This window comes from Oleiphilus sp. HI0125, from assembly GCF_001635355.1.
Genome location: NZ_LWGF01000705.1, coordinates 1 through 2,017 on the forward strand (window position 1 = coordinate 1; position 2,017 = coordinate 2,017).

Below are 2,017 nucleotides of genomic sequence, written 5' to 3' on the forward strand. Positions count from 1 at the left end.
AGCGCAGTCATAACCTTGTGAACCTAAAAAACCGATAAGACCAGGGTCTACGTCACCACTTCGGGTGCCCATAACTAATCCCTCAAGCGGTGTCATGCCCATACTTGTGTCAACGCTCTTGCCATTCTCGATCGCGCATACACTTGCGCCGTTACCAAGGTGTGCAGTTATAAAGGAGCAATTTTCAATAGGTTTGCCAATATGTTGTGCGGTCGAACTAGCTACATATTGATGACTTGTTCCATGAAACCCGTAGCGTCTTACGCCGTACTTAGTATAAAACTCGCTTGGTATCGCATAGCGATATGCGTGCTCGGGCATAGTTTGGTGAAACGCTGTGTCAAAGACAGCAACTTGCGGAACCTCAGGAAACTGTTTTTGTAAAAGTTCTATGCCAGTAATATTTGCTGGGTTATGTAAGGGCGCGAGTTGAATGCATTGTTTAATTTCCGCTAACACAGAATCGTCGATGAGCGTTGCTTTATTGAATCGCTCTCCGCCATGAACAACGCGATGCCCGACAGCAATTAATGAATCGCTTAAGTTAAATTCGCAGTTGAGTGCGTCAACGATTGCTTGAATTGAGTCGCCGTGAGAAGCATTTGGCGTGTCAAAGCTTTGCCTATTTCCAGAAAGATCTTTTGAAATATGCCTTGCATTGGGGCTATTAAGTTCTTCAGCGAGACCGGTTTGTAATGGGGTGGCATCGCCTATGGCGTATAACGCGTACTTTAATGAAGAACTACCGCAATTAATGACAAGTACGTGTTTTGAGCTCATAGTTTTCTTCCGTGTGTGTTTATGCTGCGGTTGCCTCTAGTGCTATTGCAGAGCATTCATAATAAATGTCGTTAAAGGTTTGCCCATCTAAGCCCAGTTCGCCGAGAGCCTTCCAGTCTATTTGTTCAAGCAAACCTTTTTCGAAAAGCAGTGTAGATTGCAATATTAAACCTTGCACGCCTTTACGTTCCATCAGTGCAGAGCGCATTGAGTCTTTAATTGGAATACTTTCAATAACTTGATCGATAGGTTGGTCAAAAAACGCGTCTAAGCAACTGAGCAGACCAGTTGTATAGAATTCATTCTGTAAATCTGAACTTACAAAGTTCGCAAGTTTTTCACAGGTCATTGCACGAACAATGGCTATGTATTGTAGTGCGTCAGGCTTGTTATCAAGTTTGCTCAACGCAAGCAGTGTTGCCCAACTTTTAATGCGCTTTAAACCAAGTAAGGCGACAGCTGATTTAATTGAGTCAATTTCTTTCGTGCGTCGATAAGCGGCTGAGTTAATCAATTTCAGTAACTTAAAACTGATAACGGGGTCTTGGCTTATAATATCGCTGACGTGGTTTATGTCTATATTGGGGTCTTGGAGTTCAGCGATTAGCCCAAGTACCGATATTTGGTTGGTGTTTAATTTTTTACCCTTAACCAATTCAGGCTTAGCAAGAAAATAACCCTGAAACAACTCAAAGCCTAAATCGGAACACAGTTGAAACTCTTCGTGAGTTTCAACTTTTTCGGCAAGCAAAGTGACGTCGAAGTCTTTTAAGTAGTCGACTGATTGCCGCAACTCATCTTCACTTAAACTTGGTAAATCGATTTTCACGATATCGATATAAGGAAGCAGAGGTTTGTAGTGAGGTGCTTTTACTACATCGTCCAGCGCAATCGTATAACCGACTTTCTTAAGCGCAATGACGCGCTTTATGAAGCTTGGAGTGATTTTAACGTGCTCAAGAATTTCGATGACCACCATGTGAGGATCAAAGATGGGCTTTTCCATTAACAGTTCGCCTGAAAAGTTAATAAAAGCGGGTAATCCACACGTCACAAATTCTAGATCCGTTTCAGTGAACAGGTTTAAAAGCACGTTTGATGTTGCGCTGAGATCGCAGAAAAAAGTTGCTTTATTTTCTTCGTTATCCCTGAAGAGTAGCTCGTACGCATGTACTTCTTTTTGTCGATTATAAATAGGCTGACGAGCCAATAAGACGTCTTGTTTTTGCATAACTTC

Annotated in this window: 2 protein-coding genes; both read right to left on the reverse strand. The window is 42.2% G+C overall.

The features are described from left to right. On the reverse strand, positions 1 to 780 hold a 780-nt coding region (locus A3762_RS10265), incomplete at its 3' end, for an acetate/propionate family kinase (RefSeq protein ID WP_156493380.1). A gap of 19 nt (positions 781 to 799) precedes the next feature. After that, the coding region (locus tag A3762_RS10270) for an EAL and HDOD domain-containing protein (RefSeq protein WP_231878785.1) at positions 800 to 2,017 on the reverse strand (1,218 nt) is incomplete at its 5' end.